This is a genomic window from uncultured Sphingomonas sp. (genome assembly GCF_913776855.1).
GTDB lineage: Bacteria > Pseudomonadota > Alphaproteobacteria > Sphingomonadales > Sphingomonadaceae > Sphingomonas.
Window position 1 is genome coordinate 24,213 of record NZ_CAJYQD010000037.1, and the last position, 18,817, is coordinate 43,029.

Here is an 18,817-nt window from a genome sequence, read left to right on the forward strand (position 1 = left end):
GGCCTGCGGTTAGCGGCTGCGGCGACGAAGTGCCAGCACGTATATGATGACCGCGGCCAAGGCGAAGCCGAACCACTGGATCGCATAGCCCAGGTGGTTGTCGGGCAGACTGGCCGGATCGGGCCGGCGGCTGGGCGTCAGGCCGGGCGCGGCGGTGTCCGATACGATCATCGGTGCGGGCGGCGCGGCATGACCGGTCATCCGGTCGAGCAGCGTCGGACCGCCCGGCGCGTGGCTCAATGTCCCCGCCACCGCGCCGCCGGCCCAGACCGGGCGCAGCTTCGGATCGGTCGCGACGCCCATGTCGACGCGAAAGCGTTGTCCCGTGGGCGATACGCAGGCGGCAATGTGGCGATAGCCCGACGTGCCGTCGGCGGTGCGGCCGGCACCCATGGTCCAGTCCCCGACCTGCGCGCAGGTGGCGGTGACGCGAGCGAACAGCAGGTCGTCGGTGATCCTCGCCGGCAGCGGTTGCGCCGGGCGGTCGAGATTGGCGACGGCGTGCGCGATCAGCGCGGCCTTTTCGGTGCGGCGCTGCAACTGCCAGATGCCCAGCGCCACCATGGCGGCGACAGCCAGCAGGACGATCAACGTGGGAAGGATGGGCAGGCGCTTCATGGCCGGGGATCGATCTTCCCTTCGCGCGCGGCATTGCGATATTCCAGCGCCAGCAACACGCCCTTGGCCACCCGCAGCGATCCGACCACGCCGCCGATGGTCAGCGGGACCCACAGCATGACATGCACCCACCAGGGCGGACCGACCTTCAGGTCGAGCCAGATGGCAGCCACGGTGACGATACCACCCAGGATCAACGTCAGGAACGCCGCAGGCCCGTCGCCGACGTTGAACGCAGTGAAATCAAGGGCGCAGGCGCCGCACCGGTCGGCAAAGGCAACGGGGCCACGAAACAAGGTCGTGGCCCCGCACCGCGGACACAGGCCGCGCACGCCGCAATCGAAAGGCGCGGGACCGCCCGCGCCCGTCTGCTCAGGCATCAGCCACCATGGATCGGCGCGCCCCAGCCGCCCCACACATAGATGACGACGAACAGGAACAGCCACACCACGTCGACGAAGTGCCAGTACCACGCCGCCGCTTCGAAGCCGAAATGCTGCTTGGGCGTGAAGTCGCCCTTGTACGCGCGGATCAGGTTGACGGCCAGGAAGATGGTGCCGACCAGCACGTGGAAGCCGTGGAACCCGGTCGCCATGTAGAAGGCGGCGCCATAGTTCAGCCCCTTGAACGGCATCGGCGCGTGCATGTATTCATAGGCCTGGATGCACGAGAACAGCGCACCCAGCAGGACGGTGAGCCACAGCCCCTTCTTCACGCCGTCATTCTCACCAACGCCGATCGCGCCCCACAGCCCCTTCAGCTTGCCGCCACGCTGGTTGTGGATCAGCGCATGGTGCGCCCAGGTCACGGTCGTGCCCGACAGCAGCAGGATGAAGGTGTTGAGCAGCGGCAGTTCGAAGGCGTTCAGCACTTCGAGGCCGGCGGGCGGCCACTGCGCCTTCACGGCGGTATCACCCGCCTCGATCAGCGCGGTGCCGCCGTCATGGCTCCACTGCACGGCGGCAGGGAACAGCGAGAAGTCGAACCACGACCAGAACCAGCCGACGAAGAACATGACCTCCGACGCGATGAACAGGATCATGCCATAGCGCAGGTGCAGCTGCACCACGGGCGTATGGTCGCCCGACTTCGCCTCGCGGATGACGTCGGCCCACCAGAAGCCCATGCAGGACAGCGTGGCGATCAGCCCCGCGCCGAACACCAGGCCGCCCAGCGCCGCCTCGTTCATCCACATGATGCCGCCCGCCGCCAGCATGAGCGCGGCCATCGAGCTTGCCAGCGGCCAGATGCTGGGGGGCAGGATGTGAAAATCGTGGTTCTTCGCGCCTGCCATCATCCGTCCCTATTATGCGTCGCGCCTATGCTGGCACGTGTTTGCGCGCGATCTTAGCTGGTCGTCGCGGCCGAATCCACCGGGTAAAATGTGTAGGACAGCGTGATCGCGCGAATGTCCTTCGCATCGGGATCGGCCAGCATCTTGGGATCGACGAAGAAGATGACCGGCATCCGCACCTTCTCGCCCGGCCGCAGCGTCTGCTGCGTGAAGCAGAAGCACTGGATCTTGGTGAAATATTTGCCGGCCTGCGACGGCGTCACGTTGAAGGTCGCGGTGCCGGTGACCGGGCGGCCCGACACGTTCTTCGCGGTGAAGAACGCCATGTCGCGCGCGCCGATGTCGACGGTTTCCGACGCGCGTTCGGGCTTGAATTCCCAACCCAGCGCCGGATTGGTGTTGGTGTCGAACCGCACCACGACCTTGTCGCCGATACCGCCGGGTGCATCCTGTCCGCGCTGGGTCGTGCCGTTGAAGCCGGTGACCTGACAAAACATGCGGTACAGCGGCACGCTGGCGAAGCCCACGCCCGTCATGCCGGCCACCGCCGCGGCGGACAACAGTGCGGTACGCAGGTTCCGGGTCATGCGCCCATCCCGGCCCGGATCTTGACGATGGTGATCGCGAACATCAGCAGGACGAATGCGCCCAGCAGCCATGCCATCACCCGCGCGCGCTCGCGCTGGCGGGCGCGGATCCGGTCGTCATGTTCGCTCATGCCAATACCCATCGGTCGGCGACCAGCGCGCCGAACATTGCAAAGAGATACAGGATCGAAAAGGCGAAGAGCCGCTTTTCGGGCTTCATCCTGTCGTCCTGCCCGGTCGTGCGCGTCGCGACCTGCACCGCCATCACGCCGAACGTCGCGGTCAGCACGCAGGCGGCGATGCCATAGATCGCCCCTGTCAGTCCCAGCGGCCACGGCGCCACCGCCACCGCCGCCATCGGGATCGTGTAGAGGCCGATCTGCGTCCGCGTAACCCGCTCGCCCGCGACCACCGGCAGCATCGGCACGCCGGCATTGGCGTAATCGGTCTTCACGAACAGCGCGAGCGCCCAGAAATGCGGCGGCGTCCACAGGAAGACGAGGCTGAACAGCAGGAATGGCAGCAGCGCGACATCGCCGGTCGCCGCCGCCCATCCGATCAGCGGCGGAAACGCCCCCGCCGCACCACCGATGACGATGTTCTGCGGCGTGCGGCGCTTCAGCCACACGGTATAGACCAGCACGTAGAACAGGATGGAGACGGTCAGGATGATCGCGGCGGGGACATTCACCGCCAGCCCCATCAGTACGACCGAGAAGATGGCGAGGCCAACGCCGAAATGCAGCGCCGATTCGCGGTCCATCCGCCCGGCGGGCAGCGGCCGACCCTGTGTCCGCTTCATCTTGGCGTCGAGATCGGCCTCGTACCACTGGTTCAGCGCACCGGCCGCGCCCGCGCCCAGCGCGATGCACAGCACGGCGGTAAAGCCCAGCACCGGATGGATCGGCACCGGTGCCGCCAGCATCCCGCACAGCCCGGTGAACACGACCAATGTCATCACCCGCGGCTTGGTCAGGGCCAGGAAGTCGCGCCAGTCGGCGGGCAGGGTGATCGTCTGGGCGGTCATCGCCGCTGTATAGAGAGTTGTGCGGGCGGGGGAAAGCGGCGTGAGGTTCGCGCCGTCTGCACCTCATTTTTCATTCCCGCGCAGGCGGGGGGCCATTGTGTCGGGTGCTATCGATCGAACCGCGCCCGTCCCCCCATCCATGCATTCCGGCCTGCGCCGGAATGACGAACGGGGGGAGGGCAGGGACCTGTTACCGGAACTTGCCCGACAGCGACACGCCCACGATCCGCGGATCGTTGAACACCGCAGCCATATAGTTCTCGATCACGCCCTTCAGGTTCTTCTCATTCGTGATGTTGCGCGCAAACACCGACAGCTCCCACGCATCCGATGCGGGTGCGTAACCGATCTTCAGCCCCCCTTCGAAATTGCCGTTCGCCGTGAATTCGGGCGCGCGGTACAGGGTGAACTGGGTATAGCCCTGCAAATTCCAGTCGGTGGCGATGAACACCCGCGACCCGTCGTTCAGCGGCTGGTCCCAGCGCGCGGTCAGGTCGAGCGTATATTCCGGCGCGTTGGGCAGCGGTTCGCCGTCGATCTGCGCGAAAACGTTGCTGCCGATGCGGATCGTCGGGTCCTGCACGGTGCAGACGACCTGCCCGTTCAGCGCGCAGACCTGTGCGAAGACGCGCTTGTCGCGGATCGCCGAATGCAGCCAGCTGCCGCCCAGACCCAGCGTGAGCTGCGGCACCGGCTTCCAGTCCAGCTCCGCCTCGACGCCGTATGCCTGCGCCTTGTCGGCATTGAACAGCACGCCGTTGCCGTTCGAATCATTGCCGTTCAGCTGGATGTCCTTGACGCGGTAGCCGAAGACGGTGGCATTCAACCGCAGCGTGTTGTCGAGCAGGTTGCTCTTGAACCCGGTTTCGAACGATAGAATCGTCTCCGAATCCGCCGAGGTGAAATCGGCGTTGAATACCGCCGACCGCCCCTGGATCGTCGGCCCGCGGAAACCGCGTGCCACGCGCGAATAGAGGCTGAGGTCGTCGCTCGCCTTGTACAACAGGCTGACGTCCCAGCTCGGTTCGGTCGACGACAGCTTGACGTCGGTGCGCCCGCGATAGGTGACGACGTTCGCGGCGGTATTGGCGGTCTTCACCAGCCGGGTATGCTTGCTATCCTCGGTGATGCGCGCACCGGCGGTCAGCGTCAGCCGGTCGGTGAAGTCGTAATGCGCCTGGCCGAACGCCGCCCACGACGTGTTCACGTCGCGCAAGCGCACCCAGTTGTTGGGGTTGCGCGCGGCGGTCGTCAGGAAGAACCCGCGCTGGTAGAATTCGGTAACGTCGCGATTGTCGAAATAGAAGCCGCCGACCTGGAAACCGAACGGACCGGTGCCGGTCGAGGCAAGGCGCACTTCCTGCGACCATTGGTCGAGATCGCGGATGTTGCCGCGGCTCTGTCCGAAGCCGTTGGGAACACCATTGACGGGGAACAGCGCCGCCGCGCCGCCATCGGTGTCGCCCCGGCTCGATCCGCTGGTCGTCTCGTACGCAGTGATCGAGCTGAGCGTCACCGGACCGACATCGAACGCCAACCGCGCCGATGCGCCATAGGTGTTGTACGCCTGCGGATTGTTATGCCCTTCGTCCAGCGCGACGCGATCGCGCGGGGTCCCCGACACGTCGTTCGATCCGCGCTTGAGCGCCGCACGGTGGAAGATGGTCGAGGTGCCTTCGTACCAGCGGGCATGACCCGACAGGTCGAGCGTGATCGCATCGGTCGGCTGCGCGCGGACCTGCACGCGCAGGTTGCGGTCGTCGAACCCGCCCATCGCGTCCTTCTTGGGCGCCTGTGTCCCGTCCGCGCTGGTGCCGGTATAGGTGTTGTCGACCCAGTCGTCGCGGTGCTGGACCAGCGCCGACACGCGTACCATCAGCCCGTCGGCGATCGGACCGCCGACGCCCGCGTCGAAGCTGGCGCTGTTGTACGTGCCGTACGACGCCTGCGCGCGGCTCTGGAACGTGGCCGACGGGCGGATCGTGTCGAACTTGATGATGCCGGCGGTCGTGTTGCGCCCGAACAGCGACCCCTGCGGCCCGCGCAGCACCTCGACCTGCGCCACGTCATAGACCGGGTTCGACTTCAGCACGACATGTTCGAGGATCACATCGTCCTGGATGACGGTGACCGGCTGCGACGCGCCGAGATAGAAGTCGATATTGCCGAGGCCACGGATGTAGAAGCGCGGGAAGATGCGACCGGTGGTCGTCTCGGCATACAGGCCGGGGATGCGGCCCGACAGCGACAGTAGCGTGTCCTCGCCGCCCGACTGGAACTGGCGCAGGTCGTCGCCGGTCGCGACACCGACCGACAGCGGCGTGTCCTGCAACCGCTCTTCACGGCGTTCGGCGGTGACGACGATCTCGTCCAGCCCGGTTTCCTCCGCGGCGGCGGGCGCGGGAGTCGCGGCGGTCTGGGCGAACGCCGGGCTGGCGAGCGCGATCATGGCGGCGCCAGCGAGCAGCGGCAAACGTGTCTTCATCGGTGTTTCCTTCCCTGAAGGACGATCACCTGCCCCATGCACGCGAGGCCGCCCGGCGATTCCCCCGAACCCCCGGACGGTGTTGCACCCCTGTGCGGCAGGCCGTCCCTGCCGGCGCGCTAGGCGCGCAATATTTCGTTACGATGACAATCTTTCGCGGATGCGATCAGGCGAAGCCCTGCGACCAGGTGGATTTGTCGTAATTGCCGATATTGGGCAGCACGGTCGTCAGGTCGCCGTCCGACACCCCGAACCAGCGCGCCAGGGTCGACGAATATTGGTCGACCGACATGGTCGGGATCAACCGGCCCTGCCCTACATCGTCATTGGTGTTGTGGCCGATGGCGGGGGGCGTGCCGTAGAATCGCTTGCCCTTCACCGCGCCGCCCATGACGAAATGCATCGATCCCCAGCCATGGTCGACGCCATTGCCGTTCGATGCCAGCGTGCGGCCGAAATCGGACCCGGTAAAGGTCGTCACCTTGTCCGCCACGCCCAGCGCGGCGGTGGTGTCGTGGAACGCCCGCATCGCGGTGGCGAGGCGGCCGAGCAGCGTCGGCTGGATCGTCGCCAGATTGTCGTGCAGGTCGAAGCTGCCGGTCGATACGAAGAAGACCTGCCGCTTGACGCCCAGGTCGCCCGAAATCGCGATCATCCGTGCGACCATCCGCAGCTGATCGGCCAGCGAATTGCCGCTGGGGAACAGGTTGAACTGCGATTCGGGGGCGCCGGCCAACAGGTTGGCCAGCTGGGCCTGCGTATCCATCGCCCGCTTGTTCACCCGCGCATATTCGGTCGCGAACATGTGCGGGTTCGTTTCGGTCATCATCTGGCGCAGCGTCGCTGCAGCGGCGCTCGACCCGTAGAGCGAGGTCGCCCCGCGCAACAGCGATACCGGCCCGCCGGTGCCGACATTATACTGGATCGCCTGCCGCCCGGTCAGAAAGACCGCATTGCCCGATGCGTTGATGCACGTCATCGTCGCCGACCCGTTGCCCGACTGGTACAGGTCGCCGATCCGCCCGCCCCAACCCGACACCGCGCCTTCGGGGCTGGACGCCTGGAAAAAGCTCTGCTGGTCGTTGTGGCTGAACAGCTTCGGCGGCAGGCGCACTGACTTGTTCAGATATTGGGCGCGCGTCGTCGGCTGGATCAGCGTGCCGACGTTCAGCGCGACCGCCAGCCGCCCGGCATCGAACAGCGGGTTGAGCGGCGCCATGGCGGGGGCAAAGGCATAGGCTCGCCCACCCAGGTCGGCACCCGGCATCAGCGCGGTCGACTGCAGCGCGTCGCGACCGAACGCCAGTGCGCCGCGCGCCGCCGCGTACAGCGCGTGCGACGTCGGGTCATAGGGGACCAGCGTGTTGTAATGGTCGTTCCCGCCCTGCAGAAACACGCACACCAGCGCCTTGTAATCGGTGGCGGTGGCCGCCGCCGCCTCGCCGATCGCGCCCAGCGTGGTGGCGAAGGGCGCGGCGACACCCGCCACCCCCAGCGCGGCGGTGCGCTGCAGAAAGGCGCGTCGCGAGACGTCATGCAGGATCGTCGGAGCGTTCATTTCAGCACCAGATAGTCGGGGGAGGCGAGGGTCAGCAGGATCGCGACCCCCGTGCGGTTCAGCGTGGCGTTGTTCGCGGTCAGCGGGATGCTGTCGACCGCGGCGCGGATCGCGGTCACGGTCGCCGTCCGCAACTGTCCGGCGGCAAGGACCAGGTTCACTTCGTCGACCAGCTTCTGGCTGTCCGGGGCGAGGGCCATCATCGGCGCATAGTCCGCCTTCACGTCACCCGTGCCGCCGCCGACCAGCGACTGCATGTAGTTCACATAGGCGATGTTGGTCTGTTCGCTGGCGATCTGGAATTCGGGCGCGGTCATACCCGCCTGCGCCACCGCGGTGCCCGGCGGGGCATAGCCCGGTCGCAGGAAGCCAAAGACGCTGGGCGCACGGCCGATCGACTGGCCAAGGCGCGTCGTGGTGTTGGTCGTGTCGCCGATCGCCCAGGCATCGCTGGGGGAGGTGACGCCGAACGCGCGCGCCCAGTTGGTCAGCCGCTGGACCGGATCGCGCAACCGGCCGGCGGTCGTGCTGGCCAGCGCGGCTGCGTCGTCGCGGGCTTCGGGATCGAGCAGGATCGCGCGGATCACCGCCTTCATGTCGCCGCGCACGCCGCTGCCATTATTGGCGAAGGCGGCGGCGACCCGCCCGACATAGGCCCGGCTGGGGTTGGATGTCACCATCCGCTGGATCAGCTGCCGCGACACGAACGGCGCGACATTGGGGTGGCGAAAGAGAATATCGAGCGCGGCATCGATCGCCGCGAACCCCCCGCCCGACACCGTGCTTCCCAGGAAGCTGGCCGATCCGGTTTCGTTGGCGGAAGCGGTGATGGCCAGCGGCAGCCGCATCCGCTCGGGGGTCGTGTTGTCGTTCGTCGCCAGGTTCAGCCCGGTGAATACGCGCGCCAGTTGCGACACGTCGTCCTGGGTATAGGTTTCCAGCGGCACGCCGTTCGACGTGCGCACGGTGCCGTCCTGTTCCAGCTGGTAAAGGCCGAGCGTGAACAGCTGCATCAATTCGCGGGCGTAATTCTCGTCGGGCATCTGGCCGGTCGACGGATTGGCCTTGCGGCTGCCCATGAAGCTCAGGAACGACCCCATCGCCGCATTGCGCGTGATCGCACCCAGCAGGTCGCGATAGTTGCCGAACGCGTGGTCGAGCAGCAGGTCGTTATACGCCGCCATCGCAAAGGTCTTCCACGACATGTTGATGCCGTTGATGCCGATGACGAGGAAGTCGAGCAGCGCCAATGCGACCCGTTGGCGTAGCGGATCGCCCCCGGCGATCGCCTGGCGCCACACGCTGGGGTCATAGCCGTTCTGGCCGCCGATATTGTTGTTGTTCGTGGCGTCGTTGTAGTTCTTCGACACCAGCCAGTCCCAGTGGCTGGTGTCGCGCGGGCGGGCGAACTGGGCATCGATCCAGGCGGCGATGCCGGTGTTGAGGACGGCATCGATCGACGTGCGATTGGCGCCCATCGTCGCCTGCGCGAGGAACCGGCTGGCCCCCTGTGCCGTCAGTGCGGCGACGGTCGGGGTGGGGCTGGGCGTGGGGGCCGGTGTCGGGGTCGGCGCTGGGACCGAGACGAGGCCGCCGCTGCCGCCGCTCGCGCCGCCGCCCGAATCGCACGCTGCCAACAGGATGGCCGCACTCAGGACGCCATGGGTTTCGAGTTTCGTCCGCGTTTCGCGTGGCCCGTGATGCTGCCCCCCATCCGGTTCCGAAACCGCCACCATTTCCATTTCGTCGATGATCGACGGACCGCCTGACATCGGTATTCCCCTACGCACTCTCCCGTCCGGCGTAGGGCTTCATGGTTGGGAAATGCTTAACGAGCCGATAAATGTAGACAAAACAGGTTATAACGATGCGCTGGTGCGACAGGTTCCAACGATTCCGGAATAATCATTACGTATTCGTACTGACCGAAGCCCGTCGTTGCCGTTGCCGCTGTCATCGTACGTTTGCGGATCGACAAACAAAAACGCCCCGGATTGCTCCGGGGCGTCTCTGATGTGGAACGAATGCTGCGGATCAATCGATCTTGGGCAGGGTTTCGAACTGGTGGAACGGCGGCGGCGAGCTGAGCGTCCATTCCAGCGTCGTCGCCCCTTCGCCCCACGGATTGTCCGCCGCCTTGCGGCCGGCCATCAGCGAGATGACGACGTTCACGAAGAAGAACACCATGCCGATCGCCATGATGCCATATCCGGCCGAGGCGATATGGTTGAAGAAGGCGTAGGCGTCCGGATAGTCCGGATAGCGCCGCGGCATCCCCTGCGTGCCGAGGAAGTGCATCGGGAAGAACATGACGTTCACGCCGATGAAGAACACCCAGAAGTGCAGCTTGCCCAGCAGCTCGTTGTACATCTTCCCCGACATCTTCGGGAACCAGTAGTAGAAGCCGGCGAACAGCGCGAATACTGCGCCGAGCGACAGCACGTAGTGGAAGTGGGCGACGACATAATAGGTGTCGTGCAGCACGTCGTCGACGCCGCCATTGGCCAGCACCACGCCGGTCACGCCACCGACGGTGAACATGAAGATGAACCCGATCGCCCACAGCATCGGCGTGGGGAAACGGAGCGATCCGCCCCACATCGTCGCGATCCACGAGAAGATCTTGATGCCGGTCGGCACCGCGATCAACATCGTGGCGGCGGTGAAGTACATCTTGGTGTTCACCGACAGGCCGGTGGTGAACATGTGGTGCGCCCACACGACGAACCCGACCGCGCCGATCGCGACCATCGCGTACGCCATGCCGAGATAGCCGAACACCGGCTTCTTGCTGAACGTGGCGACGATGTGGCTGATGATGCCGAAGCCCGGCAGGATCATGATGTACACTTCGGGGTGGCCGAAGAACCAGAAGAGGTGTTGGTACAGGATCGGGTCGCCACCGCCGGCAGGATCGAAGAAGGTCGTGCCGAACTTGCGATCAGTCAGCAGCATCGTGATCGCCGCGGCCAGCACCGGCAGCGCGAGGAGCAGCAGGAAGGCGGTCACCAGCACCGACCACACGAACAGCGGCATCTTGTGCAGGGTCATGCCCGGCGCGCGCATGTTCAGGATGGTGGTGATGAAGTTGATCGCGCCCAGGATCGACGACGCACCGGCGAGGTGGAGCGACAGGATCGCCATGTCCACACTGGGTCCGGGTTCGCCATAGGTCGACAGCGGGGCATAGACCGTCCAGCCCGTACCTGCGCCGCCGCCGAACGCCGTGCTGCCCAGCAGCAGGAGGAAGGCGGGGATCAGCAGCCAGAACGAGATGTTGTTCATCCGCGGGAACGCCATGTCCGGCGCGCCGATCATGATCGGCACGAACCAGTTGCCGAAGCCGCCGATCATCGCCGGCATCACCATGAAGAACACCATGATGAGGCCGTGCGCGGTGATGAGGACGTTCCAGAAGTGCAGCGCCTGGTCGCCTTCATGGCCCGACAGCCATGGCAGCCACTGAATGCCCGGCTGGGCCAGTTCGAGCCGCATCAGGCCCGAAATCGCGCCACCGATGATCCCCGCGACGATCGCGAAGATCAGGTAGAGCGTCCCGATGTCCTTGTGGTTGGTCGACATGAACCAGCGGGCGAAGAAGCCCGGCTTGTGGTCCGCATCGTGATGGTGCGCGTCATGGCCGTGTCCGTGCGCGTCGAACGCGTGGTGGCCGGGAAGGGCGGTATCGGTCATCTTACTGGTCCACGTTGCCGACGCCGCCGCCGTTGCCGGTGGCGCGCTGGGTGGAGGGAGAGGCGGCTTCGGTCGCGTTGACCACCGGCACGTCCGCCGCATCGCTGGCGTTCGACGTCGCGTCGGCGGCATCGGCGCCCGGCTGCGGGATCACGGCGTTGGTCGGTGCGGCGGCTTCCTTGGCGCCGGGCAGCGTGCCGCCCTTAGCCTGGATCCACCGGTTGAACTGCGCCACCGGCACCGCTTCGACGGCGATCGGCATGTACGCGTGGCGCGCACCGCACAGCTCGCTGCACTGGCCGAAATACAGGCCCGGCTTTTCGATGGTGAAGCTGGTTTCGTTCAGCCGTCCGGGCACCGCGTCGAGCTTGACCCAGAACGCCGGCATCGCCCAGCTGTGGATCACGTCGGTCGCGGTGGTGATCAGGCGGATTGGCACGCCGACCGGCAGCACGATGCGGTTGTCGACCGCCAGCAGGCGCGGGCCGTCGGCATCGGTGCGATACCGCTGCCCGGCGGCAACCTCGTTCTTTTCCTTCAGCATGTTGGCGGTCACCGACACGCCGCCATAATCGGGATATTCATAGGACCAGAACCACTGGTTGCCGATCGCCTTGATCGTCACCGCATTGTCCGGGGCCGGCTTGAACTGGCGCGCGAGAAGCCCGATCGAGGGGACCGCGATCGCCGCCAGGATCAGCACGGGGGCTGCGGTCCACACGATTTCGATCATCGTGTTGTGCGACGTCTTCGACGGGACCGGGTTCGCGCTTTCGCGGAAACGGATCACGACATAGGCCAGCAGGAACAGCACCAGCAGCGAGATGACGACGATCACCGGCATCAGGATGTGGTTGTGGAAGGCCTTTGCCTCGCGCCCGTTCGGCGTCACCTGCTGCTGCAGGTCGACCTTGCGGTCGGTCGGCTGGCCGATGCCCGGCGTCGCGATCAGCAGCGGCGCGCCGTTGCCGTCCAGCGTCGGGTCCTGCACCTTCGCCGGTGCCGGCGCTGCGGCGGTCGTGGGCGGTGTGACCTGCCCGGTCGGTGCCGCTTCCGCCGATCCGGGGGGCGGTGCGCCCGCTTGCGGCGCGGTCGCAACCTCACCGGTGCCCGGCGTCACCGCTTTCGGCGTGGCGGCATGGGCGCCCCCCGCCAGCGCGGCGGCCGCCGCCAGTACCAACATCCTCATCCCAATGCGTCGCATCGTGTCGTGTCACCCCGTTAGTGGGCACGCGGCACGCTTCTTATACGGCGTGGTCGCGTGCTGTGGGCGTTTGGAAACCCTAACCCACCGGGCTATACGCGGCATGTCGCCTGTCCTCAAGCGATGGTTGCGAACGGGCCGTGCGCGGTACTAGAGCGGCGCGCAAAGGCAATGGGCAGGACGACAGCCATGAACGACGACGCGATCCTCGACGAATTCCGTGCAGCGGAAGCGCTGTTGGAGGGGCATTTCATCCTGTCGTCGGGCCTCAGGTCCTCGCGCTACCTGCAATGCGCCCGTGTGCTGATGGACCCGCGCCGCGCCGCACGGCTGTGCGACGAACTGGCCAGCCGCTTCCCCGCCGAGCTGCGCGAACGAATCGACGTCGTGATCTCGCCCGCGATGGGCGGGGTGATCGTCGGCCATGAAATGGGCCGGTCGCTGGGCGTGAGCGCCATGTTCCTCGAACGGCCGACCGGCACGTTCGAACTGCGCCGTGGGTTCCGCATCGATCCGGGCACCCGCGTGCTGATGATGGAGGATGTGGTGACCACCGGCCTGTCGTCGCGCGAAGCCATCGCAGCGATCCGGGCGGCGGGCGGCGAGGTCGTGGCCGCCGCGTCGCTGGTCGACCGGTCGAACGGTTCGGCGGACCTGGGCGTGCCGTTCCTGCCGCTGATCCGGCTGGACGTGCCGAGCTATCACCCCGACGCGCTGCCCGCCGACCTCGCGGCGATCCCGGCGATCAAGCCGGGGAGCCGGGCGGCATGACCGGCCCCTTGCGCCTGGGCGTCAACATCGATCACGTCGCGACGGTGCGTAATGCGCGGGGGAGCGGCTATCCCGATCCGGTGCGCGCCGCGCTGCTGGCGGCCGAGCATGGCGCCGACGGCATCACCGCCCATCTGCGCGAGGATCGCCGCCATATCACCGATGCCGACATCGCCCGGCTGTCGCGCGAACTGACGCTGCCGCTCAACCTCGAAATGGCGGCGACCGAGGAGATGCTGGGCATTGCGCTGAAGCATCGCCCGCACGCCGCGTGCATCGTTCCCGAAAAGCGCGAGGAGCGCACGACCGAGGGCGGGCTGGACGTCGCCGGGCAGCAGGACAAGCTGGCGCCTATGGTGCGGGCGCTGGCGGATGCGGGGGTGCGGGTGTCGCTGTTCATCGAACCCGACGCCGCACAGATTGCCGCCGCCGTGGCGCTGGGCGTACCGGTCGTCGAACTGCACACCGGGCGGTACGCCGAATTGTCGGGCGAGGAACAGGTCGCCGAATTGCGCCGCATTGCCGATGCCGCCGCGCTCGCCGCCAAGAACGGGATCGAGGTCCATGCCGGCCATGGCCTGACCTTCGACAATGTGGTGCCGATCGCGGCGATCCCGCAGGTGCGCGAGCTGAATATCGGCCATTTCCTGATCGGCGAGGCGATCTTCGGCGGGCTGGGGCCGGTGGTCGCCCGCATGAAGGATCTGATGGAGACCGCGCGGTGAACGCGGATTCCTCCCCGGCACGGGGAGGGGGACCAGCCGCAGGCTGGTGGAGGGGGGCGTCCTCCTCTACAACGGTTGCGACCGGGGACACCCCCCTCCACCACCGCTGCGCGGCGGTCCCCCTCCCCGTGTCGGGGAGGAATTGCGTATGATCCTCGGCCTCGGCTCCGACCTCTGCAATATCGAGCGCATCCAGGTGTCGCTCGACCGGTTCGGCGACCGCTTCGTCCAGCGGGTCTTCACGCCCGTGGAACAGGCGAAGGCCGAGAAGCGACCCTTCACCCGCGCAGGCACGCTGGCGAAGCGCTTCGCTGCCAAGGAAGCGTTTTCCAAGGCGGTCGGCACCGGTTTTTCGCGCGGCGTGTTCATGCGCGACATCGGCGTGGTCAACGCGCCATCGGGGGCGCCGACGCTGCACCTGACCGGTGGTGCGAAAGCACGGCTTGACGCGATGACGCCCGAGGGCCACGTCGCAGTGGTGCATCTGACGATGACCGACGACCATCCCTGGGCCCAGGCGTTCGTCATCATCGAGGCGTTGCCCAGGGTAGAGTAGGACGTTTGATGGCCGATCATCTGGCGCTGGAAGAAAACGTATCCGCGCCGTCGCAGCCGACCCCCGCCGCCGTTCCGCAAGCGTCCGCCCATCGGCGGCTCGACTGGAAGGGCGAATTGCGCGGGCTGTTCTGGCTGTTGCTGGTGGTGCTGGGCTTCCACAGCTTCATCGCCAAGCCATTCTACATCCCGTCCGAATCGATGCTGCCGGGCCTGCGCGTCGGCGACCGGCTGGTGGTGAGCAAATATGCCTATGGCTGGTCGTTCGTGTCGCCGACCATCCCCAATCCGGTCGCGATGTTCCGCGACATCGTGCTGCGCGAACCGCAGGAGACGTGGAGCGTCCAGCTGCCGGCATGGCATGGGCGGCTGTGGGGATCGCTGCCCGAACGCGGCGACGTGGTGATCGTCAAGCCGCCGGGGAGCAACACCGACCTGATCAAGCGGGTCATCGGCCTGCCGGGCGACCGGCTGGAGGTGGCGGGCGGCGTCGTCTATATCAACGACGTCGCGATCCCGCGGAAGGCGATGGGCGATGCGATGATCCCGGTCGACGCCAATACGAAGTGCGATCCCGACCAATATCCGGGCGCGCTGGTGCGTACCGACAAGGGCGCGTTCTGTCGCCTGCCGCTGTTCCGTGAGACGCTGCCCAATGGTCGCCAGTACGACACTATCGACTTCAAGCAAGGTTCGCAGGGCGACAATTTCCCCGCGATTATCATTCCGGCCAACCATGTCTTCCTGATGGGCGACAATCGCGACAACAGCGCCGACAGCCGTTTCTCGGAGGCCGAGCGGGGCCTTGGCGGGCCGGTGCCGTGGGAGAATATCGGCGGCCGGGCCGAGTTCATCACCTTCTCGCTCGACGGCACGACCAGCCTGAACCCGGCGACATGGTTCAGCGCGTTCCGCAGCGGCCGGGCCGGCACCTCGCTGGTCCCGGCGAGCGGCGCCGCCAAGTGAGCGGCTATACCCTCTACGACTATCACCGATCGTCGGCGGCCTACCGCGTCCGCATCGCGCTGAACCTGAAGGGCGTGGCGTGGGCCAGCGTGCCGGTGGCGCTGCTGAAGGGCGAGCATCGCGCGGCCGAGCATCTGGCGCGCAACCCGCAAGGGTTGATCCCTGCGCTCCACATCGGCGGCGGCACGGTGCTGACCCAGTCGCTCGCCATGCTCGACTGGCTGGACGCGGCGCATCCCGAACCCCGTCTGTTCCCACGCGATCCGGTCGAACGAGCGGGGGCGATGGCACTGGCGCTGGTGATCGTCGCCGACATCCACCCGATCGACAATCTGCGCGTGCTGCAACGGCTGGAGGCGCAGTTCGGCGCGGACGCGGCGGCGAAGGCCGACTGGTATCGCCATTGGATAGCGGAAGGGCTGGGCGCGCTGGAGGCGGCGGCCCCGGCGGACGGGTTCTTCGGTGGCGATACGCCGGGGGTGGTCGACTGCTGCCTCGTGCCGCAACTCTACAATGCGCGCCGCTTCGACCTCGACCTGACGCCGTGGCCACGGCTGGTGGCGATCGATGCGCGGACGGCCGACCTGCCGGCCTTCGCAGCGGCACATCCTGATGCGGTGGCACCGGCGGCATGACGCTGGCGGCAACGAGCGTGAGCCGTTAGGACGTCGCGCGACATGGTAACCGATGCCGACACCGCAGGCGCGCGTCCCGATCTGGCCGGGCTGGAGCCGCTGGACCGGCTGCGCCCCCGCTGGCCGCGCATCCTGGGGGCGTTGCTCTCCGGGCTGATGATCGTCGGGCTGGCGTGGGAGCTGTTCGACCATGGCTGGGCCGGAATCGAACTGGCCGCGCCGGATTCACCGTGGTTCTACCTGTTCTTTGCGCTCGCCTATTTCGCGCCGCCGCTGTTCGATTTCATCATTTTTCGTCGGCTTTGGCGGTTGCCGTTCGACGGGTTCGGCGCGCTGGTGCGCAAGCGGATCGCGAACGATGTCGTCATCGGCTATTCGGGCGACGTGTTCTTCTATGCCTGGGCGCGTGCCCGGTTGAAGATGGTGACCGCCCCGTTCGGTGCGGTGAAGGACGTGACGATTCTGTCGGGCATCGCCGGCAACATCGTGACGGTCGGGATGCTGGCGGTCACGCTGCCCTTCGCGTTCGAACTGTTTCCGCCCAAGCAGCTGGAAATGCTCGGCTGGTCCTCGGCGGTGGCGGTCGGAATTTCGGGCGTGCTGCTGCTGTTCTCGCGCCGCGTCTTCTCGCTGCCGGGCGCCATGCTGCGCTGGATCTTCGGCGTGCATTGCGCGCGGCTGGTGCTGGGGTCGCTGGCGTTCGGTATCGCCAGCTATTTCGCGATGCCCAACGTCTCGATCACCTGGTGGCTGTTCCTGGCTGCCGGACGGCTGGTCGTGGCACGCCTGCCGCTGTTGCCGAACAAAGACCTTCTTTTCGCCAACTTCGCGATTATGTTTATCGGGCATGGCGAAGCCTTGTCCGACCTGGTCGCATTCATCGCGACTCTCACCCTGTTCACGCATGTGGTGTTGATGGCGGCATTCGGGCTTCCTGCGCTCGCAAGGAAAGAATGATGAAATTGCCCCTGACGCTGCTGGGTGCGGCGTTGCTCGCCGCCGGTCCTGCCGCCGCCCAGTCGATCGGCAGCGATGCCGCCGCGTGCAATGCGAACCAGGGTCCGGCGATCCGCGTCAACGTGACCGGGCTGAAGGACCGCACCGGGCGGCTGAAGCTCGAACTCTATCCGGCGAACGACGACGATTTCCTGAAGGACGACCACGACCTGCGCAAGGAGGGCAAGTTCTTCCGCCGGGTCTGGGCCGACATGCCCCCATCGGGCAACGTGCAGCTGTGCATCCGCGCGCCGTCGCCCGGTCGTTATGCGCTGCTGTTCACCCATGACCGCGATGGCCGCAACAAGTTCAACTTCATGCGCGACGGGGCGGGCTTTCCAGGCGCGGGCAAGCTCGGCCGGTCGCGGCCCAAGCTGGCGCAGGCGATCATCGTCGTGCCCGCCGGCGTGGTGACGACGACGGTGCGCGCCCAGTATCTGCGCGGGCTGGGCGGTTTCGCCCCGCTCGACTGACGCCATCCCCCGATGCGTGTCATCGACGTCAACGAATTCTACTCGCCGACCGGCGGGGGGGTCCGCACCTATATCGACCACAAGATGACGATCATGGCCGAGCTGGGCCATGAGCTGATCGTGATCGCTCCGGCCAAGGAGAATGCGGTCGAGGAACGGCCGGGCGGTGGGCGCATCTATTGGGTAAAGGCGCCGACACTGGTGCTCGACCCCAATTACGGCATCTTCGTGCGCGGCGCAGCGATCCACGCGCTGCTCGACGAACTGCACCCCGATGTGGTCGAGGCGTCGAGTCCCTGGCGGCCCGCGACGATCGTCGCCGACTGGCTCGGCCATGCGGTGAAGGTCTATTTCGCGCATAACGACAATGTCGGGGCCTATCCGCTGCGCTGGTTCGAACGGCTGGCCAGCCGCGAGCGGATCGAGGAGGCGTTCATGTGGTGGACGCGCTACATGGCGCGCTACCTCGAAAAGATGGATGCGTTCGTCACCAACGGCCCGGCGCTGGAAAAGCGTCATGCGGCGCGCGGGTTGACGGTCCATGCCTCCATGCCGCTCGGCATCCAGCGCGGGTTCTTCTCGCCCGAACATCGCGACGAACAGTTGCGGGCATCGCTGCTCGAACAGCTTGGCCTGCCGCTGGAGGGGTATCTGCTGCTCGGGCTGGGGCGGCATCATGCCGAAAAACGCTGGCCGATGATCTTCGACGCGGTGGAGATGGCGGGCGAGCATCTGCCCGTCGGGATGATCCAGATCGGCAGCGGCGTGCATACCAGCCGTCTGGAACGCCGGCTGAAGAACAGCCCGCATATCAAGCTGTTCCGCCCCGTCTATGACCGGGTGCGCCTTGCGCGGATCATGGCCAGTTGCGACGCGCTGATCCACGGGTCGGATGCCGAACCGTTCGGGCTGGTCGGGCTGGAGGGCTTGGCATCGGGCCTGCCGCTGATCGTGCCGGACGAGGGTGGGTGCGCCGAGATCGCCGAGCCGGATTTCGCCGAAACCTACGCCGCGCGCGATCCGCGATCGGCAGCGGACGCGATCGAACGGATGTTCGCGCGGGACTATGATGTGGTTAAAGCGGCGGCGAATGCGGCGGCGGCGCGGGTCCGGACCGACCGCGACCATGCGGTTGACCTGATGCGCTACTACGAAACGTTGGTGGCGGAAAAGGCTCAGCGCTACCCGGAGTGGTTCGCGAAATAATTCCTCCCCGTGCCGGGGAGGAGC

Annotated in this window: 19 protein-coding genes; 8 read left to right on the plus strand and 11 right to left on the minus strand. The window is 66.6% G+C overall.

Annotated elements, in window-relative coordinates:
* Nucleotides 1-9: 9 nt before the first annotated feature.
* From QZ755_RS11415 to coxB, 11 genes are all read right to left on the minus strand, one after another.
* Nucleotides 10-618, minus strand: a complete 609-nt coding sequence (locus tag QZ755_RS11415; protein ID WP_294322902.1) for an SURF1 family protein — start codon at nucleotides 616-618, stop codon at nucleotides 10-12.
* Nucleotides 615-998 (minus strand): DUF983 domain-containing protein, encoded by a 384-nt coding sequence (locus QZ755_RS11420; RefSeq protein ID WP_294322904.1) that lies wholly within the window; start codon nucleotides 996-998, stop codon nucleotides 615-617. The genes QZ755_RS11415 and QZ755_RS11420 overlap by 4 nt, the downstream gene beginning before the upstream one ends.
* The gene (locus QZ755_RS11425; RefSeq protein ID WP_294322906.1) at nucleotides 998-1,912 is read right to left on the minus strand and encodes a cytochrome c oxidase subunit 3; all 915 of its coding nucleotides are present in this window, start codon (nucleotides 1,910-1,912) and stop codon (nucleotides 998-1,000) included. The genes QZ755_RS11420 and QZ755_RS11425 overlap by 1 nt, the downstream gene beginning before the upstream one ends.
* A 53-nt stretch (nucleotides 1,913-1,965) precedes the next feature.
* The gene (locus QZ755_RS11430; RefSeq protein ID WP_294322908.1) at nucleotides 1,966-2,499 is read right to left on the minus strand and encodes a cytochrome c oxidase assembly protein; all 534 of its coding nucleotides are present in this window, start codon (nucleotides 2,497-2,499) and stop codon (nucleotides 1,966-1,968) included.
* The gene (locus QZ755_RS11435) at nucleotides 2,496-2,630 is read right to left on the minus strand and encodes a hypothetical protein (RefSeq protein WP_277990988.1); all 135 of its coding nucleotides are present in this window, start codon (nucleotides 2,628-2,630) and stop codon (nucleotides 2,496-2,498) included. Before QZ755_RS11435 ends, QZ755_RS11430 begins: the two co-directional genes overlap by 4 nt.
* Entirely contained in the window at nucleotides 2,627-3,526 is a 900-nt protein-coding gene (locus tag QZ755_RS11440) for a heme o synthase (protein WP_294322912.1), read from the minus strand. Before QZ755_RS11440 ends, QZ755_RS11435 begins: the two co-directional genes overlap by 4 nt.
* A 190-nt stretch (nucleotides 3,527-3,716) precedes the next feature.
* Nucleotides 3,717-6,011: a TonB-dependent receptor gene (locus tag QZ755_RS11445; protein ID WP_294322914.1), complete on the minus strand. Its 2,295-nt coding sequence runs from the start codon at nucleotides 6,009-6,011 to the stop codon at nucleotides 3,717-3,719.
* A 166-nt stretch (nucleotides 6,012-6,177) separates the two neighbouring features.
* A complete protein-coding gene (locus tag QZ755_RS11450) occupies nucleotides 6,178-7,569 on the minus strand; it encodes a DUF1501 domain-containing protein (protein ID WP_294322916.1) in 1,392 nt (463 codons plus the stop codon).
* A complete protein-coding gene (locus tag QZ755_RS11455; RefSeq protein WP_294322919.1) occupies nucleotides 7,566-9,341 on the minus strand; it encodes a DUF1800 domain-containing protein in 1,776 nt (591 codons plus the stop codon). The genes QZ755_RS11450 and QZ755_RS11455 overlap by 4 nt, the downstream gene beginning before the upstream one ends.
* Before the next feature lie 262 nt (nucleotides 9,342-9,603).
* On the minus strand, nucleotides 9,604-11,262 hold the full coding sequence (ctaD, locus tag QZ755_RS11460) for a cytochrome c oxidase subunit I (RefSeq protein ID WP_294322920.1): 1,659 nt from the start codon (nucleotides 11,260-11,262) through the stop codon (nucleotides 9,604-9,606).
* A 1-nt stretch (nucleotide 11,263) separates the two neighbouring features.
* Complete coding sequence (gene coxB / locus QZ755_RS11465; protein WP_294322922.1) at nucleotides 11,264-12,466, minus strand: cytochrome c oxidase subunit II; 1,203 nt, start codon at nucleotides 12,464-12,466, stop codon at nucleotides 11,264-11,266.
* Nucleotides 12,467-12,655: 189 nt separating this feature from the next.
* Here coxB and pyrE point away from each other — a divergent pair, with 189 nt between their 5' ends.
* From pyrE to QZ755_RS11505, 8 genes are all read left to right on the plus strand, one after another.
* On the plus strand, nucleotides 12,656-13,237 hold the full coding sequence (gene pyrE, locus QZ755_RS11470) for an orotate phosphoribosyltransferase (protein WP_294322924.1): 582 nt from the start codon (nucleotides 12,656-12,658) through the stop codon (nucleotides 13,235-13,237).
* Entirely contained in the window at nucleotides 13,234-13,962 is a 729-nt protein-coding gene (locus tag QZ755_RS11475; RefSeq protein WP_294322926.1) for a pyridoxine 5'-phosphate synthase, read from the plus strand. Before pyrE ends, QZ755_RS11475 begins: the two co-directional genes overlap by 4 nt.
* A 148-nt stretch (nucleotides 13,963-14,110) precedes the next feature.
* A complete protein-coding gene (gene acpS, locus QZ755_RS11480) occupies nucleotides 14,111-14,518 on the plus strand; it encodes a holo-ACP synthase (protein ID WP_294322928.1) in 408 nt (135 codons plus the stop codon).
* Nucleotides 14,519-14,526: 8 nt separating this feature from the next.
* On the plus strand, nucleotides 14,527-15,483 hold the full coding sequence (gene lepB, locus QZ755_RS11485; RefSeq protein ID WP_294322930.1) for a signal peptidase I: 957 nt from the start codon (nucleotides 14,527-14,529) through the stop codon (nucleotides 15,481-15,483).
* A complete protein-coding gene (maiA, locus tag QZ755_RS11490) occupies nucleotides 15,480-16,118 on the plus strand; it encodes a maleylacetoacetate isomerase (protein WP_294322932.1) in 639 nt (212 codons plus the stop codon). The genes lepB and maiA overlap by 4 nt, the downstream gene beginning before the upstream one ends.
* A gap of 42 nt (nucleotides 16,119-16,160) precedes the next feature.
* Nucleotides 16,161-17,075: a hypothetical protein gene (locus tag QZ755_RS11495; RefSeq protein ID WP_294322934.1), complete on the plus strand. Its 915-nt coding sequence runs from the start codon at nucleotides 16,161-16,163 to the stop codon at nucleotides 17,073-17,075.
* Nucleotides 17,072-17,587: a DUF2141 domain-containing protein gene (locus QZ755_RS11500; RefSeq protein ID WP_294322936.1), complete on the plus strand. Its 516-nt coding sequence runs from the start codon at nucleotides 17,072-17,074 to the stop codon at nucleotides 17,585-17,587. Before QZ755_RS11495 ends, QZ755_RS11500 begins: the two co-directional genes overlap by 4 nt.
* A 12-nt stretch (nucleotides 17,588-17,599) precedes the next feature.
* Nucleotides 17,600-18,793, plus strand: a complete 1,194-nt coding sequence (locus tag QZ755_RS11505) for a glycosyltransferase (protein WP_294322939.1) — start codon at nucleotides 17,600-17,602, stop codon at nucleotides 18,791-18,793.
* Nucleotides 18,794-18,817: the final 24 nt, after the last annotated feature.

Excerpts from the sequence above, each read along its gene's own strand:
- QZ755_RS11445 (WP_294322914.1), bottom strand. The coding sequence starts at position 6,011 with ATGAAGACACGTTTGCCGCTGCTCGCTGGCGCCGCCATGATCGCGCTC.
- ctaD (WP_294322920.1), bottom strand. The coding sequence starts at position 11,262 with ATGACCGATACCGCCCTTCCCGGCCACCACGCGTTCGACGCGCACGGA.
- QZ755_RS11455 (WP_294322919.1), bottom strand. The coding sequence starts at position 9,341 with ATGTCAGGCGGTCCGTCGATCATCGACGAAATGGAAATGGTGGCGGTT.
- QZ755_RS11450 (WP_294322916.1), bottom strand. The coding sequence starts at position 7,569 with ATGAACGCTCCGACGATCCTGCATGACGTCTCGCGACGCGCCTTTCTG.
- acpS (WP_294322928.1), top strand. The coding sequence starts at position 14,111 with ATGATCCTCGGCCTCGGCTCCGACCTCTGCAATATCGAGCGCATCCAG.
- QZ755_RS11415 (WP_294322902.1), bottom strand. The coding sequence starts at position 618 with ATGAAGCGCCTGCCCATCCTTCCCACGTTGATCGTCCTGCTGGCTGTC.
- QZ755_RS11425 (WP_294322906.1), bottom strand. The coding sequence starts at position 1,912 with ATGGCAGGCGCGAAGAACCACGATTTTCACATCCTGCCCCCCAGCATC.
- lepB (WP_294322930.1), top strand. The coding sequence starts at position 14,527 with ATGGCCGATCATCTGGCGCTGGAAGAAAACGTATCCGCGCCGTCGCAG.
- pyrE (WP_294322924.1), top strand. The coding sequence starts at position 12,656 with ATGAACGACGACGCGATCCTCGACGAATTCCGTGCAGCGGAAGCGCTG.
- QZ755_RS11435 (WP_277990988.1), bottom strand. The coding sequence starts at position 2,630 with ATGAGCGAACATGACGACCGGATCCGCGCCCGCCAGCGCGAGCGCGCG.
- QZ755_RS11495 (WP_294322934.1), top strand. The coding sequence starts at position 16,161 with ATGGTAACCGATGCCGACACCGCAGGCGCGCGTCCCGATCTGGCCGGG.
- QZ755_RS11440 (WP_294322912.1), bottom strand. The coding sequence starts at position 3,526 with ATGACCGCCCAGACGATCACCCTGCCCGCCGACTGGCGCGACTTCCTG.
- QZ755_RS11430 (WP_294322908.1), bottom strand. The coding sequence starts at position 2,499 with ATGACCCGGAACCTGCGTACCGCACTGTTGTCCGCCGCGGCGGTGGCC.
- QZ755_RS11420 (WP_294322904.1), bottom strand. The coding sequence starts at position 998 with ATGCCTGAGCAGACGGGCGCGGGCGGTCCCGCGCCTTTCGATTGCGGC.
- QZ755_RS11475 (WP_294322926.1), top strand. The coding sequence starts at position 13,234 with ATGACCGGCCCCTTGCGCCTGGGCGTCAACATCGATCACGTCGCGACG.
- QZ755_RS11505 (WP_294322939.1), top strand. The coding sequence starts at position 17,600 with ATGCGTGTCATCGACGTCAACGAATTCTACTCGCCGACCGGCGGGGGG.
- coxB (WP_294322922.1), bottom strand. The coding sequence starts at position 12,466 with ATGCGACGCATTGGGATGAGGATGTTGGTACTGGCGGCGGCCGCCGCG.
- QZ755_RS11500 (WP_294322936.1), top strand. The coding sequence starts at position 17,072 with ATGATGAAATTGCCCCTGACGCTGCTGGGTGCGGCGTTGCTCGCCGCC.